The following is a 26,518-nucleotide window of genomic DNA, read 5'->3' on the forward strand; positions in this document are numbered from 1 at the left end:
ATAAGGGAAGGGGCGCGAACGATGCGCGTGCTGCATACGGCGGACTGGCATCTGGGCAAAACGCTGGAAGGCCGGAGCCGATTCGAAGAACAGGAAAAATTTATGGACGAGCTGGTCGATATCGTCCGGCGGGAGAAGGTCGATCTGATTCTGATGGCGGGCGACGTGTACGATACGGTCAACCCTCCGGCATCGGCCGAGCAGCTTTTTTACGAAAGCGTGGCGAGAATCCGGGCGGAAGGCTGTCAGCTCGCGGCGATCGCGGGCAACCACGACCATCCCGAGCGGGTGGCGTCGGTGCGTCCGCTCGTCAAGGACAGCGGTATTTCGCTCGTCGGTCTGCCGACCGAAAAGGCGCTGACGCTTGACGCCGCCCGTACCGGAGAACGGGCGGTGATCGCGGCGCTGCCTTACCCGTCCGAAGCTCGGCTGAACGAGCTGCTGACGCTGGACGGGACGGACGAAGGGCTGCTGCGCCGGGCGTACAGCGAGCGCGTAGGCATGCTGATGCGCAGGTTGGCCCAGGACTTTTCGCCGAAAACGGTCAATTTGGCCATGAGCCATATTTATGTGCTGGGAGGGCTGGAATCCGATTCGGAACGGCCTATCCAGGTGGGCGGAGCTTATACGGTCGATCCGTCGGCGCTTGCCTGCGGGGCTCAATATACGGCGCTCGGGCATCTTCATCGCCCGCAGAAGGTGAAAGGAGAAGGCGTGATCCGCTACAGCGGTTCGCCGATCTGCTACAGCTTCTCGGAAGCCGGCCAGGCCAAGTCGGTCATGCTCATGGATATCGAGCCGGGCAAAGAACCGGAGCTTCAAGAAATTTATTTATCCTGCGGACGGCAGCTCGTGGAATGGAATGCCAAGGAGGGACTGCAGCAGGTGCACGGCTGGCTGGACGAAGGCCGGGATGCCGGAGCCTTCATCGACTTGAGAATCACGCTGACCGAAGCGATGTCGCTCGGCGACATTCAGGCGCTTCGGCGTTCCTGCGACGGTTTGGTTCACATCCGCCCCGTTTATCCGCAGCTGGAGCGGGCGGACATGCCGGAGGAACGGGCGCGGCTGCCGATGCACGAGCTGTTCAAGACGTTTTACCGGCGGCAGACGGGCGGAGCGGAGCCCGAAGACGGGCTCGTCTCCCTGTTTATGGAATTGGCTGCCGAAGACGGAGATTCCGCGGAAGGAGGAGAGGCCGAGTGAAACCCATTACGTTGAGATTGTCCGGACTGCAGAGCTATCGGGAAGCCCAGGAGATCGACTTTACGCAGTTGTGCGAGACGGGACTGTTCGGGATCTTCGGACCGACGGGCAGCGGCAAGTCGACCGTGCTGGACGCGATCACGCTTGCCATGTACGGCAAAGTGGAGCGGGCTTACGGCGGCACGCAGGGAATCATGAACCACTCCGAAGATACGCTCTACGTCGCGTTCACGTTTGAACTGGAGTCTTCCGCGGGGAGCAGGCGCTTCCGCGTCGAGCGGCGCTTCAAGCGCACGGGCGACGTGTCGGTCAGCAACACGCTGAGCCGGTTCGTCGAGGTCAAGCCGGAAGGCGACGACGTGATCGCCGACAAGCTGGCCGAAGTGACGAAAGCGGTCGAGGAACGGATCGGCCTGAAAATGGACGACTTTACCCGCGCCGTCGTGCTGCCGCAGGGCAAATTTGCGGAATTCCTGTCGCTGAAGGGCAGCGATCGCCGTCAAATGCTTCAGCGGCTGTTCCATTTGGAGCAGTACGGCGACCGCCTGATCCAAAAGCTGAACAAAAAAGCCCGGGAAACGGAAGCTCGGCTGCGTACGGTGGAAGCCGAGCAGCAGGGTCTCGGCCTGGCGTCCGCCGAAGCCGTCGAAGAAGCGAAGACACGGCTTGACGAGACCGACCGGACGGCGGAGCTGCGGCGCAAAGCGCTCGATGCGGCCGCCGAAGAACACGGTCGTCTGTCCCGGGTACGGGAGCGCTCCGCGGAACGCCGGGATGCCCTTGCGGCTCTGGAAGGACTGCGGGGACAAGGGGAGACGGTGCGCGAGCTGAAGGCGCGCACGGAGCGGGCGAGGGCGGCCGCCGCCCTGCTGCCGGCTTGGGAACGTTTCCGGACGGCATCCGCCCGGGCGGAAGAATTGGCGGCCGGAGCGAAACGGCTCAAGCGGGCTTCGGATCAAGCGCGCAGCCGGGCGGACGGGGCCGCCGCGTCGGAAAGCGCCGCCCGGGAAGCGCTGGCGGGAGAAGAGCCGGGACTTCTGCGGCGCACGGCGGAACTCGAGCAGGCGCTGCAGCTCGAGCGGGAACTCGCCGGACTTCGGGAAGAGGCGGGCCGACTGGAACGCGGCCGCGAAGAAGCGTCTTCGCGTCTGGAAGCCGCTCGGCGGGAAGGCGACGAACTCCGGCGCAAACTGGAGCAGGCGAGCCGGCTGCGCGCGGAACTGCAGGAACAGCTGGACGCCTGCGAGGTGCGCAGCTCGGACCGGGCCGAATTGGAAGAGGCCGGTCGTCTGGGCGACGCCGTTGCCGCGCTGGAAGAGCAGCTTCCCGGCGTGCGCAGGGAAGCGGAAGAAGCCCGGCGACAGGAAACTCAGGCCGAAGAAGAGCTGGCTGCGGGCCGCGAACGGGAAGCGGTCAGCCGCGAGCGGCTGCGGCAGGCGGCGGATTCCGCCGCCGGGCATCTGGAATCGCTTGGCGCCTTCGAAGCGGAAGCGGCCGCGCTTGCGGAAGCCGCCGCGGCCGAAGAAGTCCGTCTGGAGGCGGCGGGCCGCGAATCGGCCAAGCGCCGGATGGCGGCCGAGCTGGCGGATGCCCTGACGGACGGCGAGCCTTGTCCCGTCTGCGGCGCGACGCATCATCCGCTGCCGGCGGATGACGACCCTTCCGCCGCCGAGGCCGCGGCGGAGGCGGAACCGCTGCGCGCCCTGCAGGGCGGCGCGCGCGAGCTTCGCCTCGCCGCCGCCCGCCTGCGCCAGGGCGGCGAAGCCCTGGTCCGGCGTCTGCGCGAAGAGCTGGCGCAGACGCCGGACGCCTCCGCCGCCGCGCCGGCGGAGGACCGTTCCGGCCCGGCTGCCGGAACGGCCTTCGGCTCGCCCGCGGCTCCGGCGAGCCCGCTGTCGCCGCAGGCCTGCGCGGACGAATACGTCCGCCTGCAGGCCGAGACGGAGCGCTTCGAGCGCGAGGCCGCGCAGCTCGAAGCGCAGGCGCGCGAAGCGGAGCGCGCTTACGGCGCGGCCGTCCGCGGGACGGAAGCGCCGCGCGCGCGGCTGGAGGCCGCCGTTCGCCAGCGCGAGCGCGCCGGCGAACGGCTGGCGGAGCTGGAACGCCGCGTGGCGGAAGGCGAGGAGCGCTGGAAAGCTTCCTTCGCGGAGCTTCGGCGGGACGAGTTGGAGCGCCGCCGCGAAGAGATTCGGCGCCGCGACGGACAAGCGGAAGAACTGAAGCGCCGCCTCGACAAGAGCGTGCCGGTCATCCGGACCATGGAAGAAACGCTGAAGTCGCGCGAAGAAGGCGCCGCGGAAGCGGAGCGCGCGCTGGTGCAGTTTACGGCACAGGCGGAAGGAAGGACGGAGCTGCTGAAGGAAAAAGAGCTGCGGCTGCGCGAGACGTCGGGCGGCGTGCCGGCGGCGGAGCTGCTCCGCGGCGCATCGGACAGATTGGCGGCGCTTCGCGCGGCGGCGGAACGGACTCGAGGCGAGCTCGAATCGGCGCGCGAAGCCTGGCAGTCGTCGGCCAACGCGTCCGCCGCCGCCGACCAAGCGGCCGCTTCGGCCGCGGAGCATGCGGCGTCGGCCGAGGCCGGATGGAACGAAGCGCTGTCGGGTTCGGTGTTCGCTTCCTCGGAAGAGGCGGAATCCGCGCGCATGGAAGACGGCAAGATCGAAGAAGCCGAAGAACTCGTCCGCCGGCACCGGGAGAGAGAGAACGAATTGACCGCGCGCGTGCGCGAACTGGAGAAGCTGCTGGACGGCGCCGACGTATCGGAAGACCGATGGGAAGACTGCGCGTCCCGCTTGGAAGAGGCCCGGCGGCTCGACGAAGAAGCGCTTGCCGGAAAAGCGCGCGCCCAGCGGGATCTCGAAGACGTATCGGTCCGTCACGGACGCTGGACGGAACTGGAAGAGGTGCGCACCGGAACGGCCGCGGAGATGGAACGGCTTTCCAAACTGCAAACGTGCTTCCGGGGTAACGCCTTCGTCGAATACGTGGCGGAAGAACAGCTGATCCAGATCAGCCGCTCGGCGTCGAACCGTCTGCGCTTCCTGACAAAACAGCGTTATTCGCTGGAAGTCGACTCCGGCGGGGGATTCGTCGTATGCGATGACGCCAACGGCGGCGTTCGCCGTCCGGTCTCGACCTTGTCCGGCGGGGAGACGTTCCTGACTTCGCTGTCGCTCGCGCTCGCCCTGTCGGCGCAAATTCAGCTGCGGGGAGAATATCCGCTCCAATTCTTCTTCCTCGATGAAGGCTTCGGCACGCTGGATCCCGAGCTGCTCGACACCGTGATCACGTCGCTGGAACATCTGCACAACGACCGCTTGTCGGTCGGCGTCATCAGTCACGTGCAGGAACTGCGGGCCCGGCTGCCGCGCCGCCTGATCGTGCAGCCGGCCGACCACGCGGGCGCGGGATCGAAAGTGCTGCTCGAAAAAATGTAAACTCCACTGCGTGATTTGAGTCACAGATACAGATTCAAGCTGTTGTTATAATACAGTCAGCCGACATCATATAAGAAGTGCCCCGATCTGCGACTTCGCCGGGCTGTTCGACAGCCCGCCCGGAATGGCCGTTCAGCTGCGCGAATCCTTTTGGGATTTGCAGGGTGCTTCTTTTTTTTGTCTTTTTCCGGGAAAGTTTGTACAATGGATACGGCGAGCGGACGGGGCGCGGTTTGCTCCGTTCCCAATATGGAGATTCCGGACGATCGGCCGGGCGGCTTGGCCGCACCGGGCGCCGGCGCCGGACAGTCGAGGAGGAAAAGAGATGGCAGAGACGATTTTCAGCAAAATTATCGAAGGTAGCATTCCGAGCAAAAAGGTATTCGAAAACGAGCGGATTTACGCGTTTCACGATATTCAACCCGCCGCTCCGGTTCATGTGCTGATCGTGCCGAAGAAGCCGATTCCGTCGCTGAACGATATCGGGGACGAGGATTTGGCGGTCATCGGAGAGATTCACCGGGTGGCCGTGCAGTTGGCCGGAGAGCTCGGAATCGCCGACAGCGGCTACCGCGTGATCAACAACTGCGGCGCCGACGGCGGCCAGACCGTCCCGCATCTCCACTTCCACCTGCTCGGCGGCGCGAAGCTCGGGGCTTTGACGGGAATTTCCGGCTCGCACGCTTAAAAGCGCGGGCGGCGGCCGCACGCCGCGCATATCTGCACAGACTTTCGGATAAGCATTGACACGGGGTTTCGCTTTCGCCTATAATGTAAGTTGATTAACCGTGTTATGCTCTTGGACGGTCTGGTCGGAGGGAGGGGAAACTGGTGTCTGAAACTAAAGTTCGCAAAAATGAGACTATCGATGCTGCTCTTCGCCGCTTCAAACGCTCGATCGCAAAAGACGGCGTGCTGGCGGAAGTTAAAAAGCGCAAGCATTACGAGAAGCCTAGCGTAAAGCGCAAGAAGAAGTCTGAGGCGGCTCGCAAAAGAAAGTTCTAAGATGTGTTCCTGACACATCTTTATTAGATGTGCTGCAGGGTTTTCGGGCCGATTAACTCGGCTGAAGACACATCATTATCGGATGTGTTTTCGGTTATTCTGCCGTTTCATGAAGCCGAAAACACGTCATTAGTAGGAGGATTTGTTTGTCGATGAATCTTAGCGAACGATTGAACGAAGATATGAAGCAAGCTATGCGGAGTAAAGATAAATTCAAACTCTCGACCATACGAATGATTCGCGCAACGGTCAAGAACCAGGAGATCGATTTGAAGCGAACTTTGGATGACGCAGAAGTGCTTGATATTCTGAGTCGTGAGATCAAACAGCGCAAAGATGCCCTCCAGGAGTTTGAAAAAGCAGGTCGTGAAGATTTGGCCGAGACTGTCAGAGCCGAAATCGACATCGTTGCTGAATACCTTCCCACTCAGCTTGGCGAAGAAGAAGTTAAAGCCATTGTACAGCAGACCATCCAGGAAACCGGTGCTTCTTCCAAAGCCGATATGGGCAAAGTCATGGCCGCTCTTATGCCAAAAGTCAAAGGACGCGCCGACGGGAAATTGGTCAACCAAGTGGTTCAGCAGTGCCTGCAATAAACGAATGAAACGAACACCCTTCCGGATTTTCGGGAGGGTGTTTTTGTTGCGGTTTTTGATTTTTTTTCGAAAAGACAGGTTTTTTTGAAACGCGCAAGCGGGAAAAGCGTATACTAGTAGTGAAGAACTTTTGCACAGTCCAAGACAGAGGGAAGACAAAAAGCGAGAGGCTTTGCGTTTACAGCATTTGAAAAAGGAGGGAGACCTTATGAATACACAATCGCGGTCCAAATGGTGGCTCGGTCTGGCCGCGACATTCTGGGGCGTCGTCTGGTTTGTCGGCATACCTTTGATTTTGTGTACGTCTTTCGTATCCACGGCGTCCGCGGCCGGAGCAGCGGGATCTTCGGCCGGCCTGCCTGCCCAAAGCATGGTGGGCGATTTTGCAGGTTTTCTGACGACGCCGGTCATGCTGACCCTGCTGCTCTTTATCGGGCTTGCGGGAGTTGTGATCGAACTGCTCGTGCCGGGACTCATTTTCCCGGGAGTGCTCGGCGTGTGCGCGTTTATCCTGTACTTTTTCGGCAGCACGATCGAAGGATTGGCGGGGCCTTACGTCTGGCTTCTGTTCGCCGTCGGCATTATCCTGATGGCGCTGGAAGTCTTTCTGCCGAGCTTCGGAATTTTGGGCCTGCTCGGCGCGGGCTCGCTGATAGGAGGAGTGGTTATGGCGGCATGGGCAACGGGACACGCCTTGCAGAAGCTGGGAATCGCCTTCGTACTGGCGGCGGCAGCGGTCGGAATCGTGGCGTTCGTGTTCAAGGAACGCGGAATATGGAATCGCTTCATCCTGAAAGACAGCCTGACGTCGGAAGCCGGTTACAACTCCGCGGTCACGCGCTATGAACTTGTAGGGCGCGATGCCGTGACGCTGACGCCTCTGCGTCCATCCGGCACGGTGCTGATCGACGGCGAACGGATCGACGTGGTCAGCGAAGGTGGATTCATCGAACGAGACAAGGCGGTCGTGATCCTCAAAACCGAAGGCGGTCGTATCGTCGTGCAGGAAAAATGGCACAGCGGGCTGGGACCGATCGAGCCGATCTGATTCGGCGGAATCGGTACGGTACTTATTGAAAAATCGGATCGCCGGGGTAACGGATTATCGGCCCCGGCTCCGCATCATGCAAATTTGGAGGGGTACTTATGGCAGATGCAGTTTGGGTAACTCCGCTGCTGATCGTAGTAGTGGCAATCGTTCTTTTGAGCATTTTCTTCAGCTTTTTCCCGGTGGCGCTCTGGATTTCCGCGCTGGCTTCGGGCCTGCGCATCGGCATCATTACGCTCGTGGCCATGCGCCTGCGGCGCGTTACGCCTGCCCGGATCGTCAATCCGATGATCAAGGCGCACAAAGCGGGTCTTACGCTGACCATCAACCAGCTCGAGAGTCACTATCTGGCGGGCGGTAACGTCGACCGGGTCGTCAACGCCCTGATCGCGGCGCACCGCGCGAACATTCCGCTGGAATTCGAACGCGCCGCCGCGATCGACCTGGCGGGCCGCGATGTGCTGCAGGCCGTGCAAATGAGCGTTAATCCGCGCGTCATCGAGACGCCGAGCGTATCGGCTGTCGCGCGAAACGGAATCGAAGTGGTCGTTATCGCCCGCGTTACGGTGAGAGCGAATATCGACCGTCTCGTCGGCGGCGCCGGCGAAGAAACGATCATCGCCCGTGTCGGCGAGGGGATCGTAACGACCGTCGGTTCCAGCGATACGCACAAAGAAGTTCTGGAAAATCCGGACAAAATCTCGCGTACCGTTTTGGAAAAAGGACTGGATGCCGGCACGGCATTCGAAATTCTGTCGATCGATATCGCGGACGTGGACGTCGGCAAAAATATCGGCGCTTTCCTGCAGACCGAACAGGCGGAAGCCGACAAGCGCATCGCACAGGCGAAGGCGGAAGAACGCCGCGCGATGGCCGTAGCGGAAGAACAGGAAATGAACGCTCGCGTTATCGAGATGAGAGCGCGCGTCGTCGAAGCGGAATCGGAAGTGCCGATCGCGATGGCCGAGGCGCTGCGCGGCGGCAAGCTCGGCGTGATGGATTACCTGAACATGAAAAATCTCGAAGCCGATACGGAAATGCGGGGATCGCTCGGCGGCATGAACGTGACCCACGTCGACAATCAAGACTCGCACGATAAGTAAAAGACGGAACAGGAGGGGGTTCCATGCCCCAGTTCTTGGAATGGATCATGAGCAATTTCTTCGTGGTTATCATTATTGTCGGCGCCCTGCTGTCCGTGTTCGGCAAGAAAAACGGCAAACCCGCCGACGGAGGCGGAGAGCCTTTCGGCGGCAGGGGCGCCTCCCGGCCGAGCGCTCCTCGGCCAAGCGCTTCCGCCCGTCCCGCCCAGCTTCCGGGCGGAGAAGGCGAGCGTCGTTCTCCATTTGCAGGCGCGCCCGAACAGCAGGGAAGGACGTCGGCAGGATCGCCGCGCAGGCCGGCTTCGGAAGGGCGGAGAAGCCGCCCTTCCGAGCGTACCGATCTGGAGCAGGCATCCCGGCAGATGAGTGCCGAGATTGAGCGGAGATTGAAAGATCAACGTTCGCAGCAGCGCCGCACGCGCGGCACAGAAAACTCGGCGCTTCAGAACGGACGGTCGTCCGCCGCTTTCAACAAGGGCGGAACCGCGACGGAAAAGAGGGCTGCCAAGCCGCCGGTTTCGGCTTCTTCTTCGCGGCCTCTTCCGAAGATCGCGGCGGAGGAACTGCGCAAAGGCATCATGTGGGCCGAGATTCTCAGCGAACCGCGCGCAAGAAAGCCGTACTCTTCCGGCCGCAGGTAAACCTGCGGAGCCGCCGTTTCCGAACGGCGAAGCTGCCGGCCTTTTCCGCCCTCGACGGAAAAGGCCGGCTTTTTACGCTCCGCAGAAAAAAAGCCCTTCCCGAAATCTTTTGCATGGGAAGTCGTAGAATGGTAAAGTTGAGGAATAAGAACCTGGCTCCACATAAAAAATAGACGAATAATCGACTAAGGAGACTGAGAGCTTTTGACAGAACAGACGAGAAGCATCAAGATCCCGCTGCATAATGCGGGAGAAGGACTGGCCCTGTTTGGTCCGCAGGATACGTATTTGAAGCTGATCGAACGACAGTTCGAAGCGCGCATCGACAGCCGCGAGGCGGAGATTGCCGTTCACGGGCCCGAGCAGGAAGCGGATCAATTGGAGCAGCTGTTCGACGTGCTGCTGCAGCTGGTGCGAAACGGATATAACCTGACGGAACGAGACGTACAATACGCGCTGGATTTGGCTAAGGAATTCCGGGCCGATCAACTGCTCGATTTGTTCAAAGGAGAAATCGCGTTAACGTTTCGCGGCAAGCCGATTCGTCCGAAGACGATCGGGCAGAAGCATTACGTGACGACGATCAAGAAAAAAGACATCGTGTTCGGCATCGGTCCCGCCGGTACCGGCAAAACATATTTGGCTGTCGTCCTGGCCGTTACCGCGCTTAAGGAAGGCCTGGTCAAACGGATCGTGCTGACCCGTCCGGCCGTCGAAGCGGGGGAAAGCCTGGGATTCCTGCCGGGAGACCTGCAGGAAAAAGTCGATCCGTATTTGCGTCCGCTTTACGATGCGCTGTACGACGTCATGGGCACGGAACAGGTGGCCAAGGCGTTGGAGCGGGGGTTGATCGAGATTGCGCCGCTCGCTTATATGCGCGGCCGCACGCTCGACGATTCGTTCATCATTTTGGACGAAGCGCAGAATACGACGCCCGAACAGATGAAAATGTTTTTGACGCGGCTGGGCTTCGGATCCAAAATGGTGATTACCGGCGACGTCACGCAAATCGATCTTCCGCGGGGCAAGAAATCGGGATTGGTCGAAGCGCGCCTCGTGCTGAACGATATTTCGGATATCGGCTTCGTTACGTTTGCCCAAGAGGACGTCGTTCGGCACTCGCTCGTCCAGAAAATTATCGTGGCTTACGAGAAGGCGGCTGAGAGTATCGAATAAGATTTCGCGCCGAAGCGAAGACGTTTCCTATCGGTTTCGGCGCGGAATCAGGAACTAATACCGGAGGTCCTTCCATATGGCTTCAAAAGAAAAATGGAAACGCAAGGCCGATCCTAAGCTGTCGGGCTGGAAGAACAGCCGCGTCGTCAAGTTGTCGCTGTTCATCCTGCTGGCGCTAATGTTTTACATCGGGCTGGCGCCGAAGCTGCTGCCCGAAAAATACGATATTCAAGTCAACATGCCGAGCGATAAGGAGATTCTTGCGCCCGCGCAGATTCCTAACGGCAAAGCGACTCTGCAGGCTCAGGAAGAAGCGGCGGAAAAAGTCCAGCAGATTTACCGGATCGTGCCGCTGCGCAACGATACGCTGGTCAGCCAAATCCTGGACCGGATCGATACGCTGAACCAGGACGACCAGCTTACCGAAGCGAACAAGATCGACATCTATAAGGAAGAACTGCCGCAGAAGGTTAGCCAATTCATGTCGAACACGATCCGCAATATCGGCAACAACGCCAACTACTCTCCGGCGCTGCTGCAGGAAGTTCGCAAACGGGTGAACGAGCAGGAATACGATATTCCGGAAGAGACTTTTTATAAGATCCCTTCGCTGTCGTCTTCGCAGATTCAGGAGATGAAGTCGGAAGCGACGGGGATCGTGTCGCGTCTGATGGGAGACCAGGTCACAGACGCGCAGACGGCACGTGCCCAAGTCGCGGAGTTCGTCAGCCGCAGCACGCTGACCGATCGGACTTCGCGCGAAGTGGTTCAGGAACTGATCAAGCTCTCCATCACGCCCAACCGTTTTTATGACGAAGAGGCGACGAAGGAAGCGGCGGTGCAGGCGCGCGAAAATACCGAGACCGTTTATATCGAACAGGGCGAAGTGCTGGTGCAGCGCGGCGAGACGATTACCCAGGACATGTACAATCTGTTGAAAGAAAACGACATGCTGAAGACCGAGATCAATTATTGGCCGCAGTTCGGCCTGCTTCTGCTGTCCGTCCTGCTTGCGCTCGGCTTGTTCCTGTTTACCCGGCAAAGCGGAACCGAATTCCGGTACGGCAACCCGCAGCTGCTGATGATCGTGCTGATCTATTTCATCATGCTGATCGCGATGCATCTGACGGCGCTCGTCCAGAGCGATACGTCGAGATACGTCGGTTATTTGGCGCCCGTCGCCATCGGCTGCACGCTGATTACCCTGCTGCTCAACAATTCTTTCGCTTATTTCAGCGCGGTTATTTTTTCCGTTCTGGCCAGCATCGTGTTGAACGCGGGACAGCCGGGAACGGGGATCTTTGATTTCCATTTCGGATTCTATACGCTCGTCGTCTCGTATGCCGCTATCTTTACGGTGCACCGGGCCAGCCAGCGATCCACGATTCTCAAGGCGGGGATCATGGTCAGTTTGTTCGGAGCGTTGGCGGTGCTTGCGCTTGCGCTGATCGGGGATGCCGAACCGAACCGCAGCACGATCTTGTATCCGGTTGCGTTCGCCCTCGCATCCGGCCTGTTGACCGCCATTTTGGCTATCGGGCTGATGCCGTTCTTCGAGGTGACGTTCGGTATCCTGTCGGCGCTCAAGCTGGTGGAATTGTCCAACCCGAACCACCCGCTGCTGCGCAAGCTGCTGATCGAGACGCCGGGAACGTATCATCACAGCGTCATGGTCGGCAACCTTTCGGAAGCGGCCGCGGAGGCGATCGGCGCGAACGGGCTGCTCTGCCGCGTCGGTTCGTATTATCACGATATCGGCAAAACCAAGCGTCCGAGCTATTTTATCGAAAACCAGAACAATATCGAGAACCCGCACGATTCCATCGATCCGAAGCTGAGCAAATCGATTATCGTGGCTCATGCGCGCGACGGCGTCGAAATGCAGAAGGAATACAAGCTGCCGAAGCGCATTCGCGATATCGCGGAACAGCATCACGGCACGACGTTCCTGTATTTCTTCTATCAAAAAGCGCTGAAGCAGGCCGAAGAGCGCGGCGTGGAACCGGATTTCACGGAAGCGGACTTCCGCTATCCCGGACCGAAGGCGCAGTCCAAGGAAGCGGCCGTGGTGGGCATCGCGGACAGCGTCGAAGCGGCGGTCCGCTCGCTGCACAAGCCGACGATCGAGCAGGTGGAATCGATGATCGGGAAAATTATCAAGAGCCGTCTGGACGATCAGCAGTTCAACGAGTGCGACATCACGCTCAAGGAGCTGGACGTGGTCGCCAAGACGCTCAAGGAAGCGGTAATGGGAATTTTCCATTCGCGGATTGAGTATCCCGAAGAGGTCAAGCCCAAGGCAAAGGAGAACTGAAGCATGAGTCTGCAGCTGGAATGGAGCAACGAACAAAACGAATACGAAATCGGCGAGACGCTGATCGGGCAGCTGCGCAAGCTGCTCGAAGCGGCGGGCGAGACGGAAGGCGTAACGGAAGGCGAAGTGGCGCTGACGTTCGTGGACGACGAAGAAATTCACCGATTGAACAAGGAGTTCCGCAATATCGACCGGCCGACCGATGTCCTGTCGTTCGCGATGCGCGAATCGATGGGCGAAGAACCGGAGATCACTTACGAAATCGAAGAGGGCGAAGAGGCGGAACTGGGGCCGGAATTCGACGAAATGCTCGGCGATATCATTATCTCGGTACCGAGAGCGATTGCGCAAAGCGAAGATTACGGACATTCGGTCGAGCGGGAGATCGGTTTTCTGTTCGTGCACGGATTCCTTCACCTGCTCGGTTACGACCATCAGACGCCGGAAGACGAGGCGGTCATGATGGGCAAACAGGAAGCCGTCCTGCAAAAAATAGGATTGACGCGCTGATGGGGAAGCGGCGTACCTGGAAGGAAGTATTCCGGAATGCCTGGGACGGCGTCCGGGCGACGGCTTCGACGGAGCGGAATTTCAAAGTGCATCTGGCGCTGTGCGCGGCTGTGCTGCTTCTGGGTGCGCTGCTGCGCGTTCCCCGGCTGGACTGGGGGCTGCTGTGCCTGGCGATCGGGCTTGTCCTGTCCGCCGAACTGATGAACACGGCCGTGGAAGCGGCCGTCAATCTGACTGTGGGGGAACGGATTCATCCGCTGGCCAAAAAAGCCAAGGACGCCGCCGCGGGGGCCGTACTGGCCTCCGCGTTTTTTGCCGCCGTGGTCGGTCTGATCGTGTTCGCGCCTCCGCTGCTTCAGTTGGCAAGAATATGGGGCTGGTTGTAAAGACCGGGCGGCTGTACAATAGGATGCACCCCGCAGCAGGCATAAGGGATACAGAGAGGAGATCTACACTATGGATCCAGCCGTATTGATTCAAGAAGCGATCAAAGCCCGCGCGCAGGCTTACGTGCCTTATTCGGGATTCAAAGTCGGGGCAGCCCTGCTCGACGAGCAGGGACACGTGCATCACGGATGCAACGTCGAAAACGCGGCGTACGGTCCGTCGAACTGCGCGGAGCGCACGGCGCTTTTCCGTGCCGTAGCGGACGGCCATCGTCCGGGGAGCTTTGCCATGCTGGCCGTCGTCGGCGATACGGACGGGCCGATTGCGCCGTGCGGCGTGTGCCGTCAGGTGCTGGTGGAACTGTGCAAGCCGGACATGCCGGTGGTGCTCGGCAACATGAAGGGCGAGATCCGCGAAACGACCATTCGCGAACTGCTGCCGGATGCGTTCGGTCCCTGGGATCTGGATAAGTAACATATAGATCGGCAATAAAGCGGCAGCACGAGACCGAACATCAAGAGGAGGAATAAGATGGAGAGCAGAAAAGGTTTCAAATCGGGGTTCGTCGCCATCGTCGGCCGGCCTAACGTAGGCAAGTCGACGCTGATGAACCAGATTATCGGGCAAAAGATCGCGATCATGTCCGATAAACCGCAGACGACGCGGAACAAAATTCACGGGGTGTACACCGACGAAGGCAAACAAATCGTTTTCCTGGATACGCCGGGCATCCATAAGCGTCAATCCAAGCTGGGCGACTTCATGAACAATACCGCGCTGAACACGCTGGGCGAGGTGGAAGCGGCGCTGTTCCTGATCGACGCTTCCGAAGGCATCGGCGGAGGCGACCGCTATATCATCGAACAGCTCGGCAAGATCAAGACGCCCGTGTTCCTGATTCTGAACAAGATCGATCTGATCGAGCCGGAGGCGCTGCTTCCGCTGATCGAGACGTATCGCAAATTGTACGAGTTCGCGGAGATCGTGCCGATCTCGGCCAAACTCGGCAGCAACGTCAATACGCTGATGGAGCAGATCGGCAAATACCTTCCCGAAGGTCCGCAGTACTATCCGGAAGACCAGGTGACGGACCATCCGGAGCAGTTCGTCATCGCCGAACTCATTCGCGAGAAAATTTTGCAGATGACCCGCGAAGAAGTGCCCCATTCCATCGCGGTTACGATTGAAGACATGAGAGTGCAGGAGAACGGCATCGTTTATGTGGGAGCGGTCATTTTCGTGGAACGGGATTCGCAAAAAGGGATCGTCATCGGCAAGCAGGGGGCCATGCTCAAAGAAGTCGGCAAGCGCGCGCGTCAGGATATCGAAAATCTGCTCGGTTCGAAGATTTTCCTGGAACTGTGGGTCAAAGTGAAAAAGGATTGGCGCAACCAGGACCGCGTTCTGCGCGATCTGGGCTTCCACCGGGACGCGTAGATGCTGTACCGTCTCGATGGGATCGTCATCCGGGCGATGGACTACGGCGAAACGAACAAGATCATTACGCTGTGCACCCAGACGCACGGCAAGATCGGAGTGCTCGTGCGCGGGGCGAAAAAAGTCAAAAGCCGCCATGCTTCGCTGACCCAGCCTTTTACGTACGGCGTGTTCAATTTTTTTCGCGGCGGAAGCGGGCTCGGCACGCTGAACGACGCGGAAATCTACGAATCGAACCATAAGCTGCGCGAGGACCTCGTATTGGCGGCGCACGGCTCTTACGCCTGCGAACTGATCGATCGGGTGCTGCAGGACGAAGATACGGGCAGCTTCTGGTTCGATCAGCTGCTGGCGTTCCTGAACGGAATGCGCGAGGGAAAAGATCCGGAAGTGATGACGAGGCTGTTCGAGATGAAAATCCTCCAGGCAGCCGGCTACGCGCCGGAGCTTGAAGTGTGCGCGGCCAGTCAGCGTCCCGTGGAAGGCGACGCGTTTATCAGTCCCCGGCTCGGCGGCGTTCTCAGCGTGCCGTTCCGGGCGGCCGATCCTTACGCGGTGCATGTGACGGCTCGCACGCTGTCGCTGCTGCGGGTATTCGCGAGGCTGGATTTGCGCAGGCTGGGCAACGTGGACGTGAAGCCGGAGACGAAGGCGGAACTGAAAAAAGTGATGGAAGCGATGATGCGCGAACATATCGGCATGAATCTGAAATCCAAGCGTTTTCTCGACCAGCTCGACAACTACGGCTTTGACAAATGAAACTTTGCGTCTTACAATAAGGGAACATTGCCGAACGTTTTGCAGCGCGTCGAACGGAAGACATGCGAACGATGAGACGGAACCAGACCAGCGAGCCGGGGAGAGTGCAAGCCCGGACGGACCGTGATTCGCATGATTTGGCACTTCCGGGAGCGGGCGAAACGGTAGGCGTACGGAAAAGAGGAATGCGATTCGCGTCCGCACGGCGGCGCCGCGCATTCAAGTAGGGTGGAACCGCGGGGGTTGGTCCGTTGATCGAGTTCACAGGCGTTCAATCGAACGCTTAACGCGGTCAACGGACTGGGATGCATCGAAGATGCGTCCGACGACTCTCGTCCCTACGTCTGTTTATCAGGCGTAAGGACGGGAGTTTTTTGCGTGCTTTTCGCGCCGCGAAAGCTCCCGGTCCGGTAAGCCGAACCATTTCGCAAAGGGGTGCTTATATGAATTTTCAAGGCATGATCCTGACGCTGCAGCAGTTCTGGGCGGAACAGGGATGTATTAACGCGCAGCCGTACGATACGGAAAAGGGCGCCGGCACGATGAATCCGATGACGTATTTGCGGTCGCTCGGCCCGGAGCCGTGGAAAGTCGCTTACGTCGAGCCTTCGCGCCGTCCGTCCGACGGACGCTACGGGGAAAACCCGAACCGTCTCTATCAGCACCATCAATTCCAGGTCATCATCAAGCCTTCGCCGGACAATATCCAGGAATTGTACCTGGACAGTCTGAAAGCCCTCGGCGTCGATCCGCTGATGCACGATATCCGCTTCGTCGAAGACAACTGGGAGAACCCGACGCTGGGCTGCGCGGGCCTGGGCTGGGAAGTATGGCTGGACGGCATGGAAATTACGCAGTTCACGTATTTCCAGCAGGTCGGCGGCATCGAAACCCATCCGGTCGCGGTTGAGATCACTTACGGCATGGAGCGTCTGGCTTCTTATATTCAGGACAAAGAGAATGTGTTCGACCTGGAATACGTGGAAGGCATGACTTACGGCGACGTATACCGCCAAGCGGAATACGAGCACTCCAAATACACGTTCGAACTGTCGGACGTCAAAATGCTCTTTACCCTGTTCAACATGTACGAGCAGGAAGCGACGCGCGCGGCGAACGAGAACCTGGTGTTCCCGGCGTACGATTACGTGCTGAAATGTTCGCATACGTTCAACCTGCTCGACGCCCGCGGCGCGATCAGCGTGACCGAGCGGACCGGCTACATCACGCGGGTGCGCAATCTGGCGCGTAAAGTGGCGGCCGCTTATGTGGAAGAACGCGAGAAGCTGGGCTTCCCGCTGATCAAGAAAGGAGAGGAAGCGTAATGGCAAAAGATCTGCTGCTCGAAATCGGGCTCGAAGAAGTACCGGCCCGCTTCCTGCGCGCCGCAATGGACCAGCTGCGCGAGAAAACGGAAAAATGGCTCGAGGCTTCCCGCCTCGGTTACGATAAAGTCGAAGCTTACGCGACTCCCCGCCGTTTGGCCGTCCTGGCTCGCGGCGTAGCGGAGAAACAGGACGACGTCAACGAAGAAGTGAAAGGACCTTCCCGCAAGATCGCCCAGGACGCGAACGGCGAATGGACGAAAGCGGCTCTGGGCTTCGCCCGCAGCCAGGGCGTGGAAGCGAGCGATTTCACCTTTAAGGAAGTCGGCGGCGTGGAGTACATCTACGCGACGAAAAGCCTGAACGGCCAAGAAGCGTCGGCTCTGCTGCCGGAAGGGCTCAAGGGCATCATTACTTCCATGACTTTCCCGAAAAACATGCGCTGGGGCGCTTATGACTTCCGGTTCATCCGTCCGATCCGCTGGATGGTGGCGCTGTTCGGCGAAGAAGTCGTGCCGTTCGAGATCACGGACGTCGCGTCGGGCCGCGTATCGCGCGGACACCGTTTCCTCGGCAGCGAGACTTCGATTGCCCGAGCGGCCGATTACGTCGAAGCGCTGCGCGCCGAGCACGTTATGGTCGATACGGAAGAACGCGAGAAGCTGATTTTGAAGCAGATCCGCGATCTGGCCGAGCAGAAAAATTGGAATATCGCGATCAAGGAAGACCTGCTTGAAGAAGTTCTGTTCCTCGTCGAAACGCCGACCGCGCTGTTCGGCACGTTCGAGGAATCGTTCCTGAACATTCCGCAGGAAGTGCTGATCACGTCCATGCGAGAGCATCAGCGCTACTTCCCGGTACTGGATGCCGAAGGCAAGCTGCTGCCGTTCTTCGTGACGGTGCGCAACGGGGACGACAAGTCGCTGGACGTCATCGCGAAGGGCAACGAGAAGGTGCTGCGCGCCCGTCTGTCCGACGCCAAGTTCTTCTACGAAGAAGACCAGAAGGTTCAGATCAAGGATGCGCTGTCGAAGCTCGAGAACGTCGTCTTCCACGAAGAATTGGGCAGCACCGGCGACAAAGTGCGCCGTATCCGCCAGACGGCGGATAAAATCGCTTCGCTGCTGAACCTGGACAGCGAGGACGCGCAGGATGTCAGCCGCGCTGCCGATATTTGCAAATTCGACCTCGTGACCCAGATGGTCTACGAATTCCCCGAACTTCAGGGCGTCATGGGCGAAGACTATGCGCGCAAAGCCGGAGAAAAAGAAGCCGTCGCGCGCGCCGTGTTCGAGCACTATCAGCCCCGCTTCGCGGGCGAATCCGTTCCGTCTTCCATCGTCGGATCGGTCGTCAGCCTGGCGGACAAAACGGACGCCATCGTCGGATTTTTCGGCATCGGCATCATTCCGACCGGTTCGCAGGACCCTTACGCGCTGCGCCGCCAGGCGGCCGGCATCGTGCAGATTCTGCTCGACCATAAGCTGGAACTGACGCTGGATGAGCTGTTCGAGCTGTCGATCTCGGTGCACGAACAGGCGGGCAATCTGAAGCGTACGCCGGAAGAAGTGCGCAAAGACCTGCACGACTTCTTCGAACTCCGCGTCAAAAAGCTGCTGTCGGACACGCTGCGCTACGACGTGGTCGACGCGGTCATCGCGGCCGGGTTCGGCGACGTTCCCGCAGTCGTCTCGCGAGGAAAAGCGCTGATGAACGCCGTGCTGCACGAAGAGGACTTCAAAACGACGGTCGAGTCGTTCACGCGCACGAGCAACCTGGCCGCGAAAGCCGACGGACGCGAAGTGAAGCCGGAACTGTTCGAAGGAGAACCGGAGCGCGAACTCTACGAAGCGTGGACACGGCTGCACGAACAGCAGGACACAGGGGCCTTCGGCAAAGAAGACGGCATGAGCGCCGCTCAAGCCGAACTGACGGCTCTGTCGGGTCTCAAGCAGCCGATTACAACGTTCTTCGATCGGGTAATGGTTATGGCGGAGGACGAAAACGTCCGTGCCAACCGTCTGGCGCTGCTGGCGGCTGTCGACGGCGGCCTGAAACGGTTTGCCGATTTCGGCAAGCTGGTCTGGCAGTGACGGCAGGCGTCCGAACAAGCAGTTAAATAAGTTATCGATACGGAATCTTTCCCGAACAGAGAGCAGGACCGAACGCCGGAAAACGGCGGAGCAATGGTGTCTCTTTCGCGGGAAGGCGGGCGCCGAAGTCGCCTGTCTTCCCTTTAGCGGGAAAAGTTCCGTTTTTCGCATAGAACGCCGCTCGGAGAGAAACGGCGGACGCGGAAAGGGCCCGGGGCGTGACGGGCATGCCGAATCCGGCCTGCGGCATGCCCCGGGCGGAAGGAGGCGGCAGTGGAAAAGAGAGCCGAAAGCATGCGCATTTTGGTCGATGCCGATGCCTGCCCGGTCAAAGAAGAAATCAAGCGCGCGGCCCGTTCGGCGGGAGTGCCGGTTATTCTGGTGTCTTCCTATGATCATATGCTGCGCGAAGAAGACGGCGTGCAGGTCGTCCGCGTCGACCGCGGCAAGGAGAGCGCCGATCTGTACATCGTGAACCGTCTGCGCGCCGGAGATCTGGTCGTGACCCAGGATTACGGGTTGGCTGCGCTGGTGCTGGCGAGACGGGCTTACGCGATCTCCGAGCGCGGCGTCGTTTACGACGCGGACAATATCGAGTTTCTGTTGGATCGCCGCCATACGAGCGCGAAAGTGCGCCGCGGAGGCGGGCGGACGAAGGGGCCGAAGAAATTTACGGCGGAAGATCGGGCCGCTTTTTCGGAAAAATGTTTAAAACTTTTACATGATTTGCAGGAGAAGCTTTAGGCGCAGCGAATATTATTTTCATTAGAAGGTGGTTAACATGAGTACGGAATACGGAAATATTCCGGAGGAAACGATCGATGCGGTGCTGAAGCAGCACGATATCGTCGAGACGGTAGGCAGATTCGTACATCTGACCAAACAGGGCAAGTACATGAAAGGCCTGTGCCCGTTCCATTCCGAAAAGACCCCTTCTTTTACGGTGACGCCGGATCGTCAGATCTTCTACTGCTACGGCTGCGGCATGGGGGGCAACGCCATCAAATTCAGGATGGAAATCGAAGGACTATCCTTCCCCGAGGCCGTGAAGATCATGGCGGAAGAGGTGCACATCCCTTTCCAGAGCACAGGCGGAAAGCCGGAATCGCCTCAGGACCGAGAAACCGGACGTCTCCTTCAGGCTTATGAGTGGAGCGAGAAATTTTATCATTTTTTGTTGAAAAACACCGAGCACGGCCGTCCGGCGCTGGAATATTTGCGCGGACGCGGCATCGGAGACAAACTGATCGACCAGTTCCGCATCGGTTTCGCGCCGGATCGCTGGGATACGCTGGTGCAGTTTCTGGACAAGCGTTCGTTCGATTTGGCGGAGATGGAAAAAGGCGGATTAATATCGGCCAGACAGAGCGGCGACGGTTATGTCGATCGTTTCCGCGGACGCATTATGTTCCCGATTGCCAACCGCAGCGGAAAGACCATCGCTTTTGCGGGACGCATACTCGGCGAAGGACATCCGAAATACGTGAACTCGCCCGAAAGCCGGTTATTTAACAAAAGCCGCGTGCTGTACAATTTCGACCAGGCGCGCAGCGCCATCCGCAAGCAGCGCCAGGCGATCCTGTTCGAAGGCTACGGCGACGTTATCGCGGCATGGGAAGCGGGCGTGCATAACGGCATCGCAACAATGGGCACGTCCCTGACCGAACAGCATGCGGCCATGATCAAAACGGCGGCCGACGAAGTGCTGGTCTGCTACGACGGAGATAACGCGGGCCAAAACGCGGCGCTCAAAAGCATCCCGATTCTCGAACAGGCGGGGCTGCAGGTGAAGGTCGCCATGCTGCCGGCCGGCGTCGATCCCGACGATTATATCCGTTCGAACGGAGGAGAGCGATTCGTTCGCCAGGTCGTGGAGGATGCGGCGTCGACGACCAAGTTTCGCTTGGCGACTCTGCGCCGCGGCTACAAGCTGAACGAAGAGAACGGACGCTTGGATTACGCGAAAGCCGCTCTGCCGGTCATCGCCGCGCTGGGGTCGCCGACGGAACGCGAGGTGTATCTGCGCGAACTGTCTTCCGAGGTTGACGTCTCGTTCGAGAGCCTGAAGCAGGACTGCAACCTGATTCGTCAGGAACAGAGCCGGCCGGCGCCCGGGCAGGAAGATCCGGGGCCCGCTTACTCGGGGCCTCAGCCCGGAGGAGGCGGCCAATACGGCGGCAAAGGCCGGGGACGCGGAGACTACGGAAACAAAGGCGGATTCGGTAAAAAAGGCGGCTTCGGCGGAGGAAACGGCTACGGGAATGCCGCCGAGGAAGACTTTTTCCCGCAGCAGCGCCGTACGCGTCCCAACCGCGACCTGCTGCCTGCCCACCAGGCGGCCGAGCGCAGGCTCCTGTTCCTCATGCTGCAGGACCGCCAAGTCTGCGACTACGTGGCGCAGCGGCTCGGCGACGAGTTCAATACGCCGGACTATGCGGCGATCGCCGCTTATCTGTATGCTTTTTACGCGCAGGACCGCGACCCCGACAGCAGCCGCTTCATCGCTTCGCTGCAGGACGAGAAGCTGGAGAAGGCCGTCAGCTCCATCGTTATGATGGAGGGGGCGCGGGAGTGGAGCGAGCAGGAGCTCGACGACTGCATCAAGCAGATCCGCAGTCAGGGCAATCTTCGTTCCAGCGGCATCGAACGCAAACGCGAGGAAATGATGCGCGCCGAGAAAGACGGAGATTTCCTGCTTGCCGCTCAAATCGCAAGTGAAATCATAGCCCTGGAACGGCAGTAACGAACGAGGTTCCGGTTCGAAGTCCGGGGAGGAGGGAGTCTAGAATGGCGAACGAGCAACATACGGAATTGGAAGGCGAACTGACCCTTGATCAGGTGAAGGAGCAGCTGATCGAACTCGGCAAAAAGAGATCGCATCTCAGCTACAAAGAGATTGCCGAGAAGCTGTCGCCGTTCGATCAGGATCCCGAGCAGATCGACGAATTTTACGAGCAGCTCGGAGACCTGGGGATCGAGGTCAACGACGAAAGCGACGAGGAAGAGGGACGTCCCCGTCCGCGCGGCGAACAGGAAGGCGGCGAGGAGTTCGAATTCGGAGAAGACATTGCGCTTCCGCCGGGGATCAAAATTAACGACCCGGTGCGCATGTATCTGAAAGAAATCGGACGAGTTCCCCTTCTTTCCGCCGATGACGAAGTAGGGCTTGCCAAGCGGATCAAGGAAGGCGACGAAGAAGCCAAGCGCCGTCTGGCGGAAGCGAATCTTCGTCTCGTGGTCAGCATCGCCAAGCGCTATGTCGGACGGGGCATGCTGTTCCTGGACCTGATCCAGGAAGGCAACATGGGCCTCATCAAAGCCGTGGAGAAATTCGACTACCAAAAAGGGTTCAAATTCAGTACGTATGCCACCTGGTGGATTCGCCAGGCCATTACCCGGGCGATCGCCGACCAGGCCCGCACCATCCGGATTCCGGTGCATATGGTCGAGACGATCAACAAGCTGATCCGGGTCTCCCGGCAGCTGCTGCAGGAGTACGGCCGCGAACCGTCGCCGGAAGAGATTGCCGCCGAGATGGAACTCAGCGTGGAGAAGGTCCGCGAGATCATGAAAATCGCCCAGGAGCCGGTTTCCCTCGAGACGCCGATCGGCGAAGAAGACGATTCGCATCTGGGCGACTTCATCGAGGATCAGGAAGCGTTGGCTCCCGCCGATGCGGCCGCTTACGAGCTGCTCAAGGAACAGCTCGAAGACGTGCTTGACACGCTGACCGACCGGGAAGAGAACGTGCTTCGCCTTCGCTTCGGATTGGACGACGGACGTACGCGCACGCTGGAAGAAGTCGGCAAAGTGTTCGGCGTCACGCGCGAGCGGATCCGCCAGATCGAAGCCAAAGCGCTTCGCAAACTCAGACACCCGAGCCGCAGTAAGCGGCTCAAAGATTTCCTCGAATAATACTTCGGGCAGGACCCTGATCGACGGGCCGTGTCACGCAGACCGCCGGAGCGCCGCTCCGGCGGTTTTTTGCGCCGAGCTCAAATTTTTTCGTCAAACTCCTTCGTTTTCTTCTCTTTGATCGATCTCAAGTCCCGGTTACCCGTGCAAAGTGCCGGATAGCCGAGTTCGCTTTTTCCGGGTAAAATAAGCATGAAGTCGGACGAAGCCGCAGGATCGGCGGCACCGCATCGTCGTTGTCCGGGAAAATGCCCGCCTGCTTAATCGGAGCGAAGCGACCTGCCGATATAAGGTGAGAAGAGCCGAAGATCACGATTTTAGCAACACGCCCCAAGAGGAGGAGCGCTTTTGGAACGGGAAAAAAAGAGAGTCATCATTATGGAGATCGAAAATTGGAGAAAAGGAAAACTTTTACCCGAACATTACTGCGATTTTTTGTTAAACTTATATGACGACGAGGCAACGCAGAAAAATAAAAGCACGCTGTCGGTAAACGCGCTGCAGCAGGGCAACTCCAAGCTGTGGGGACTTTCGTTTATCACCGTGGCGCTGATCTGCCTGATCGGCTTTTATTTTTCGATTCTCGATTGGCCGTTCCAACTGGCCGCGATCGCGGCGCTTGTCTCGTTCTGCTACGGGCTCGGTACATACGCCAAGGGAAGAGCCTGGATGGGCGGCATGGGCGGACAGATCTTATACGCAGTCGGCAGTCTGGTGCTGCTGGGATTGGGATCCTGGATGGTGCGCTTGAACGGCTGGCCGGAAGAGATAGGGATGCTGGGGCTGATCGCGGCGTGCGCCGTCGTCTGGCTGGCGGTAGGCATGATCGTTCCAAGCGGCCTGCTGCATTACAGCGGCTGGGGCGCTTTGATCCTGCTGTACGCGAAGTTTTTCGGACAGATGAATCCCGGAGCTTCCTGGCCGATGCTGCAGATGCTCTGGCTTCCGCTCAGCGCGCTGCTGCTGTGGCTGAGCTGGCTGGCGCACCATAAAGCGAAGAGGTTTGCTTCGATCTATTTCGCGGTCGGCGTAACGCTCTGGTTCATGCCGGAGCTCGACGATCTGCTGCTGCGTCAGAACGCGCCTGCGGGGATTATCCTGTATATACTCGGCAAGCTGGCGCTTGCGTTCATCTTCTTGTTTATCTGGCGAAAAAAATGGATTGCGTGGGTGTCTGTATGAAATTATCCGAACGTTTAAACACAATTTGCGAATCGATTCCGCCGGGCAGCCGTCTGGCGGACATCGGCTCCGACCATGCGCTTCTTCCGACGCGCGCGGTGCTGGACGGAAGAGCCGTCTCGGCGGTAGCCGGCGAGGTTAACCGGGGTCCTTACGACGCCGCCTGCCGGCAGGTCGCGGAAGCGGGGTTGAAGAATAAGATCACCGTGAGGCTCGGAGACGGGCTTGCCGCGATCGAAGCGGGAGAAGCCGACGTGGTGACGATCGCCGGGATGGGCGGGGCGCTGATCGTCCGCATCCTGACCGAAGGGAAAGACAAGCTGGAAGGCGTGAAACGTCTGATTCTTCAGCCGAACGTAGGGGAAGATCTCGTCCGCCGCTGGCTGCTCGAGGAAGGTTGGCTGCTGACCGGGGAAACCATTCTCGAGGAAGACGGCAAAATTTACGAGGTGCTGGTGGGGGATCGGAGCGAGTCGGCGGAAGCGGAGAACGGCCGCCTGTATGCGGACACGGTCGTCGGGCAGCCGCCGGTCGAGCTCGGCCGCGAGCAGCTGCTCGAGCTCGGTCCTTTTCTCGTGCGGGAGGCCTCTTCGGTGTTCCGCGAAAAGTGGACGGGCGAAATCGCCAAGCACGAACGGGTCGCGGGATCGATGGGCCGATCGGACAGCGCCGACGCGCGCGAAAAAAAGGAAGCGCTCGAGCGCCATATTCAATTCCTGAAGGAGGTGCTGGCATGCTTGCCAAAGGACAAACCGTCATCCAACTGATGGAGAAGTTCGCGCCGAAGCATCTGGCCGTCGAGAACGACAAGATCGGCCTGCAGCTCGGCACGCTGAACAAAGAGATTTCGAAAGTGCTGGTCGCGCTCGACGTGACGCATGAAGTCGTGGACGAAGCGATCGCGCTGGGCGCCAACTTGATCGTCGCTCACCACGCCATCATTTTCCGTCCGCTGGCGAATCTGCGCACCGATACGCCGATGGGCGCGCTGTACGAAAAATTGATCAAGAACGATATCGCCGTTTATATCAGCCATACGAATCTGGACGTGGCGGAAGGCGGCATGAACGACTGGATGGCGGAGCTCGTCGGGATCGCAAATCCCAAACCGCTGGAGGAACTGCAGAGCGAGAAGCTGTATAAGCTCGTCGCGTACGTGCCGAAAAGCCATCATCAGGGCGTGCTGGACGCCGTCCTGGCGGCGGGCGCCGGGGCAATCGGCGATTACTCGCATTGCAGCTTCAATACGGAGGGAACGGGAACGTTTCTGCCGGGCGAAGGGACGCATCCGCATCTGGGCAGTCCGGGCAAGCTGGAACGCGCCGAAGAAATCCGGATCGAGACGATTGTGCCGGACGGACTGCGGTCCAAGGTCGTTCAGGCGATGTTGAAAGCCCATCCGTACGAAGAAGTCGCTTACGATCTGTATCTGCTGGAACAAAAGGGAAAATCGTTCGGACTGGGGCGCGTCGGCAAACTGGACGAACCGAAAACGCTGGCGGAACTGACCGAAGTCGTGAAAAAAGGGTTCGATGTGCCGGCGGCTCGCGTGGTCGGCGATCCGAATCGGCTCATCAAAAAGGCGGCCGTGCTCGGCGGCTCCGGCAGCCGTTATATCCATCATGCGATTCGCCAGGGCGCGGACGTGCTGATTACCGGAGATATCGACTACCATACGGCGCACGACGCCTTGATGGCGGGACTGTCGATTATCGATCCGGGCCATAACTCGGAGAAGGTCATGAAGCGCGAAGTGGCGGAGCTGCTCGGCCGGATGCTGGAGCAAAGCGGCAGCGGCACGACGGTGCACGCGTCCGAACCGAATACGGAACCGTTCCGCTTTGTGTAGGCGGCAGCGGCATATTCGTTCGTGTCAATAAAAAACCGTTGTCAGCGCTTCTGATAGATGTTATAATATGAGCCGTTGCTTAAGGGAAGTTTAACAGACAATCGCCGGTGCCGCGTAAGGCGGTACGGGAGGAAAGTCCGGGCTTCGCAGGGCAGGATGCTGGATAACGTCCAGTCAGCGCGAGCTGAAGGATTAGTGCCACAGAAATGGACCGCCGATGGCCGCCTCCGGGCGTGCACAGGTAAGGGTGGAACCGGAGTGTAAGAGACTCCGAGGGGCGCTGGTGACTTCGTCCCTGGTAAACCCCATCCGAAGCAAGACCTAATGAAACGCGGTTTCCGGCTTGCCGGGAACAGCCCTTGCCCGGGGTGCGTTTAGGTTGGTCGCTTGAGCCGTTCAGCAATGGACGGCCTAGACAGATGATTGTCGCTCACAGCGGGAGGGTAGTTCCCGTTATCACCGCAAAGCAGCACAGAACCCGGCTTACGGTAAACTTTCCGCACTGACGCAACCCTTGAGGATTTTTTTGCACGAA

The 26,518-nt window shown here is 59.4% G+C and carries 23 protein-coding genes and 1 other RNA gene; all 24 read left to right on the forward strand.

Going from position 1 to position 26,518, the window contains the following annotated elements; all coding sequences use genetic code 11:
• Positions 1–21 precede the first annotated feature (21 nt).
• The 24 genes from GYN08_RS00775 to rnpB all read left to right on the forward strand — a co-directional run bounded on the left by GYN08_RS00775 (position 22) and on the right by rnpB (position 26,484).
• Positions 22–1,206: a metallophosphoesterase family protein gene (locus GYN08_RS00775; RefSeq protein ID WP_166271573.1), complete on the forward strand. Its 1,185-nt coding sequence runs from the start codon at positions 22–24 to the stop codon at positions 1,204–1,206.
• A complete protein-coding gene (locus GYN08_RS00780) occupies positions 1,203–4,643 on the forward strand; it encodes an AAA family ATPase (protein ID WP_166271575.1) in 3,441 nt (1,146 codons plus the stop codon). Before GYN08_RS00775 ends, GYN08_RS00780 begins: the two co-directional genes overlap by 4 nt.
• Positions 4,644–4,968: 325 nt before the next feature.
• On the forward strand, positions 4,969–5,331 hold the full coding sequence (locus GYN08_RS00785) for a histidine triad nucleotide-binding protein (protein ID WP_166271577.1): 363 nt from the start codon (positions 4,969–4,971) through the stop codon (positions 5,329–5,331).
• 143 nt (positions 5,332–5,474) lie between these two features.
• Positions 5,475–5,648 (forward strand): 30S ribosomal protein S21, encoded by a 174-nt coding sequence (gene rpsU, locus GYN08_RS00790; RefSeq protein ID WP_005547957.1) that lies wholly within the window; start codon positions 5,475–5,477, stop codon positions 5,646–5,648.
• A 152-nt stretch (positions 5,649–5,800) separates the two neighbouring features.
• Positions 5,801–6,244, forward strand: a complete 444-nt coding sequence (locus GYN08_RS00795; protein ID WP_166271579.1) for a GatB/YqeY domain-containing protein — start codon at positions 5,801–5,803, stop codon at positions 6,242–6,244.
• 208 nt (positions 6,245–6,452) lie between these two features.
• The gene (locus tag GYN08_RS00800; RefSeq protein ID WP_166271581.1) at positions 6,453–7,292 is read left to right on the forward strand and encodes an NfeD family protein; all 840 of its coding nucleotides are present in this window, start codon (positions 6,453–6,455) and stop codon (positions 7,290–7,292) included.
• Positions 7,293–7,390: 98 nt separating this feature from the next.
• Complete coding sequence (gene floA, locus GYN08_RS00805) at positions 7,391–8,395, forward strand: flotillin-like protein FloA (RefSeq protein WP_166271583.1); 1,005 nt, start codon at positions 7,391–7,393, stop codon at positions 8,393–8,395.
• A gap of 23 nt (positions 8,396–8,418) precedes the next feature.
• Positions 8,419–9,036, forward strand: coding sequence for a hypothetical protein (locus tag GYN08_RS00810; protein ID WP_166271585.1), 618 nt, complete (start codon positions 8,419–8,421; stop codon positions 9,034–9,036).
• Positions 9,037–9,240: 204 nt separating this feature from the next.
• Entirely contained in the window at positions 9,241–10,212 is a 972-nt protein-coding gene (locus GYN08_RS00815; protein WP_166271587.1) for a PhoH family protein, read from the forward strand.
• Between the two features lie 76 nt (positions 10,213–10,288).
• A complete protein-coding gene (locus tag GYN08_RS00820; RefSeq protein WP_166271589.1) occupies positions 10,289–12,526 on the forward strand; it encodes an HD family phosphohydrolase in 2,238 nt (745 codons plus the stop codon).
• A gap of 3 nt (positions 12,527–12,529) precedes the next feature.
• Positions 12,530–13,036 (forward strand): rRNA maturation RNase YbeY, encoded by a 507-nt coding sequence (gene ybeY, locus GYN08_RS00825; RefSeq protein WP_166271592.1) that lies wholly within the window; start codon positions 12,530–12,532, stop codon positions 13,034–13,036.
• Positions 13,036–13,422: a diacylglycerol kinase family protein gene (locus tag GYN08_RS00830; RefSeq protein WP_166271594.1), complete on the forward strand. Its 387-nt coding sequence runs from the start codon at positions 13,036–13,038 to the stop codon at positions 13,420–13,422. The genes ybeY and GYN08_RS00830 overlap by 1 nt, the downstream gene beginning before the upstream one ends.
• Positions 13,423–13,492: 70 nt before the next feature.
• Entirely contained in the window at positions 13,493–13,897 is a 405-nt protein-coding gene (locus GYN08_RS00835; protein ID WP_166271596.1) for a cytidine deaminase, read from the forward strand.
• Positions 13,898–13,954: 57 nt separating this feature from the next.
• On the forward strand, positions 13,955–14,860 hold the full coding sequence (era, locus tag GYN08_RS00840) for a GTPase Era (protein WP_166271598.1): 906 nt from the start codon (positions 13,955–13,957) through the stop codon (positions 14,858–14,860).
• Positions 14,861–15,619: a DNA repair protein RecO gene (recO, locus tag GYN08_RS00845; protein ID WP_166271600.1), complete on the forward strand. Its 759-nt coding sequence runs from the start codon at positions 14,861–14,863 to the stop codon at positions 15,617–15,619. It begins immediately after the preceding gene.
• 443 nt (positions 15,620–16,062) lie between these two features.
• Complete coding sequence (gene glyQ / locus GYN08_RS00850; RefSeq protein WP_166271602.1) at positions 16,063–16,944, forward strand: glycine--tRNA ligase subunit alpha; 882 nt, start codon at positions 16,063–16,065, stop codon at positions 16,942–16,944.
• The gene (gene glyS / locus GYN08_RS00855) at positions 16,944–19,037 is read left to right on the forward strand and encodes a glycine--tRNA ligase subunit beta (protein ID WP_166271604.1); all 2,094 of its coding nucleotides are present in this window, start codon (positions 16,944–16,946) and stop codon (positions 19,035–19,037) included. The genes glyQ and glyS overlap by 1 nt, the downstream gene beginning before the upstream one ends.
• Positions 19,038–19,331: 294 nt before the next feature.
• Positions 19,332–19,781 carry a YaiI/YqxD family protein gene (locus GYN08_RS00860; protein WP_166273055.1) on the forward strand — a complete coding sequence of 150 codons (450 nt, stop codon included), beginning with the start codon at positions 19,332–19,334 and terminating at the stop codon, positions 19,779–19,781.
• Positions 19,782–19,818: 37 nt separating this feature from the next.
• Positions 19,819–21,780 carry a DNA primase gene (gene dnaG, locus GYN08_RS00865; RefSeq protein ID WP_166271605.1) on the forward strand — a complete coding sequence of 654 codons (1,962 nt, stop codon included), beginning with the start codon at positions 19,819–19,821 and terminating at the stop codon, positions 21,778–21,780.
• A gap of 44 nt (positions 21,781–21,824) precedes the next feature.
• Positions 21,825–22,952 (forward strand): RNA polymerase sigma factor RpoD, encoded by a 1,128-nt coding sequence (gene rpoD, locus GYN08_RS00870; RefSeq protein WP_166271607.1) that lies wholly within the window; start codon positions 21,825–21,827, stop codon positions 22,950–22,952.
• 348 nt (positions 22,953–23,300) lie between these two features.
• Entirely contained in the window at positions 23,301–24,134 is an 834-nt protein-coding gene (locus tag GYN08_RS00875; protein WP_166271609.1) for a hypothetical protein, read from the forward strand.
• Complete coding sequence (locus tag GYN08_RS00880; RefSeq protein ID WP_166271611.1) at positions 24,131–24,901, forward strand: tRNA (adenine(22)-N(1))-methyltransferase; 771 nt, start codon at positions 24,131–24,133, stop codon at positions 24,899–24,901. Before GYN08_RS00875 ends, GYN08_RS00880 begins: the two co-directional genes overlap by 4 nt.
• Positions 24,868–25,983 (forward strand): Nif3-like dinuclear metal center hexameric protein, encoded by a 1,116-nt coding sequence (locus GYN08_RS00885; protein ID WP_166271613.1) that lies wholly within the window; start codon positions 24,868–24,870, stop codon positions 25,981–25,983. Before GYN08_RS00880 ends, GYN08_RS00885 begins: the two co-directional genes overlap by 34 nt.
• A gap of 85 nt (positions 25,984–26,068) precedes the next feature.
• Positions 26,069–26,484, forward strand: an RNA gene (rnpB, locus tag GYN08_RS00890) — RNase P RNA component class A.
• Positions 26,485–26,518: the final 34 nt, after the last annotated feature.

Source organism: Saccharibacillus alkalitolerans, assembly GCF_011090185.1.
Taxonomy (GTDB): Bacteria; Bacillota; Bacilli; order Paenibacillales; family Paenibacillaceae; genus Saccharibacillus; species Saccharibacillus alkalitolerans.

Bases quoted from the DNA above. Each gene is read 5' to 3' on its own strand.
- floA (WP_166271583.1), top strand. From the start codon at position 7,391: ATGGCAGATGCAGTTTGGGTAACTCCGCTGCTGATCGTAGTAGTGGCA.
- glyQ (WP_166271602.1), top strand. From the start codon at position 16,063: ATGAATTTTCAAGGCATGATCCTGACGCTGCAGCAGTTCTGGGCGGAA.
- GYN08_RS00775 (WP_166271573.1), top strand. From the start codon at position 22: ATGCGCGTGCTGCATACGGCGGACTGGCATCTGGGCAAAACGCTGGAA.
- GYN08_RS00835 (WP_166271596.1), top strand. From the start codon at position 13,493: ATGGATCCAGCCGTATTGATTCAAGAAGCGATCAAAGCCCGCGCGCAG.
- glyS (WP_166271604.1), top strand. From the start codon at position 16,944: ATGGCAAAAGATCTGCTGCTCGAAATCGGGCTCGAAGAAGTACCGGCC.
- GYN08_RS00795 (WP_166271579.1), top strand. From the start codon at position 5,801: ATGAATCTTAGCGAACGATTGAACGAAGATATGAAGCAAGCTATGCGG.
- recO (WP_166271600.1), top strand. From the start codon at position 14,861: ATGCTGTACCGTCTCGATGGGATCGTCATCCGGGCGATGGACTACGGC.
- GYN08_RS00885 (WP_166271613.1), top strand. From the start codon at position 24,868: ATGCTTGCCAAAGGACAAACCGTCATCCAACTGATGGAGAAGTTCGCG.
- GYN08_RS00810 (WP_166271585.1), top strand. From the start codon at position 8,419: ATGCCCCAGTTCTTGGAATGGATCATGAGCAATTTCTTCGTGGTTATC.
- GYN08_RS00880 (WP_166271611.1), top strand. From the start codon at position 24,131: ATGAAATTATCCGAACGTTTAAACACAATTTGCGAATCGATTCCGCCG.
- GYN08_RS00785 (WP_166271577.1), top strand. From the start codon at position 4,969: ATGGCAGAGACGATTTTCAGCAAAATTATCGAAGGTAGCATTCCGAGC.
- GYN08_RS00820 (WP_166271589.1), top strand. From the start codon at position 10,289: ATGGCTTCAAAAGAAAAATGGAAACGCAAGGCCGATCCTAAGCTGTCG.
- GYN08_RS00830 (WP_166271594.1), top strand. From the start codon at position 13,036: ATGGGGAAGCGGCGTACCTGGAAGGAAGTATTCCGGAATGCCTGGGAC.
- dnaG (WP_166271605.1), top strand. From the start codon at position 19,819: ATGAGTACGGAATACGGAAATATTCCGGAGGAAACGATCGATGCGGTG.
- GYN08_RS00800 (WP_166271581.1), top strand. From the start codon at position 6,453: ATGAATACACAATCGCGGTCCAAATGGTGGCTCGGTCTGGCCGCGACA.
- GYN08_RS00860 (WP_166273055.1), top strand. From the start codon at position 19,332: ATGCGCATTTTGGTCGATGCCGATGCCTGCCCGGTCAAAGAAGAAATC.
- rpoD (WP_166271607.1), top strand. From the start codon at position 21,825: ATGGCGAACGAGCAACATACGGAATTGGAAGGCGAACTGACCCTTGAT.
- era (WP_166271598.1), top strand. From the start codon at position 13,955: ATGGAGAGCAGAAAAGGTTTCAAATCGGGGTTCGTCGCCATCGTCGGC.
- ybeY (WP_166271592.1), top strand. From the start codon at position 12,530: ATGAGTCTGCAGCTGGAATGGAGCAACGAACAAAACGAATACGAAATC.